This window comes from Streptomyces phytophilus (genome assembly GCF_013870535.1).
GTDB classification, from domain to species: domain Bacteria; phylum Actinomycetota; class Actinomycetes; order Streptomycetales; family Streptomycetaceae; genus Streptomyces; species Streptomyces phytophilus.
This window is the reverse complement of record NZ_JACBXC010001732.1, coordinates 1-1,013: the sequence shown is the minus strand read 5'-3', so window position 1 is coordinate 1,013 and position 1,013 is coordinate 1. Positions and strand designations below refer to the sequence as shown.

Genomic DNA, 1,013 nt, shown 5'->3' with positions numbered 1-1,013 from the left:
GGCGGTGCGTCGGGGTCGGGCGATCCGGTGCCGCCGGGGATGGACACCTCGACGGTCCAGGGCAGTTGCGGGCTGCCGGCGCCGCGGACGATGCGGGTGAGAGTGACGCCGGGCCGCAGCGTCTCGGTGGTCCTCGTCTCGGTCAGGTCCGGGTCGCCCAGGGGCAGGGGCGAGGGCGCGGCGGCCGGGGAGGCGGGTGCGGACGACGCGGACGACGACGGCATCGCCGCGACGGAGGCGAGGAGCGCCAGGACCGTGCCCGCGCCGAGCAGTTTGCTGTTCACAGGGACTCTCCGAGGTGACGTACGGGGGACGCACGAGGCGGCCCCGCCGGCACCGGGGGTGCCGGCGGGGCCGGTGGACCAGCCTCAGCAACGGTGAGCGTGATCGAGACCGCCGTCAAGACGTCGGAGGCAAGTACTCCGCGGTCAGCGGCTCCGGTGGGTGCGTACGTAGTCGAACTTCGCGACCGCTCCTTCCTTGTTCATCGACACCAGCCCGATCCGCAGCCGCTCGTCGCCGGGCAGCGTCCAGACGCCGTTGTGGACCCAGGTGCGGCCGTCGCGGCTGGTGGCCGCGCGCACCTCGTGCTCGCCGTTGTCGCCGTCGTGGTGGTACGACAGCCGCAGCCACATGGTGTCGGCGGTGGGGCCGCCGAACATGGGCGCGACGGCCACGGGCGTCGGGGGCGAGGTGGTGGGGCGTTCGCCTTCCTTGCCGAACTCGCTGACGTCGAGGACCGTGCCGCCGCCGCGGTTCAGCGGAAGAGCGGAGTGGGTCATCTTGAAGTACTTGTCGTCGTCGGCGTAGAGGACCAGCCCGGCCTGCTGGTTGGGCTGCGCGGGGTCGAAGTCGACCTTCGTCGTGACGGTGTAGTCGCCCTCCGGGGCGTCGCGCAGCAGCACGGAGGCGCTGTTGCTGTTCAGGTGCAGCTCGCCGTTCTGCGTGGGCCACACCAGGTTCGAGCCGTCCGCGGTCACGCCGGGCGCGGGGCCGCGCAGCCACCGCCACGG

General features: G+C 73.0%; 1 protein-coding gene and 1 pseudogene. Both read right to left on the bottom strand.

All coding sequences use genetic code 11. The annotated features are described in order from the left end of the window. Nucleotides 1-284: pseudogene (locus H5J30_RS35590) on the bottom strand (phosphodiester glycosidase family protein); the annotation flags it as partial. 144 nt (nt 285-428) lie between these two features. Next, a partial coding sequence (locus tag H5J30_RS35585; protein ID WP_220189658.1) for a beta-xylosidase family glycoside hydrolase occupies nt 429-1,013 on the bottom strand: 585 nt, incomplete at its 5' end.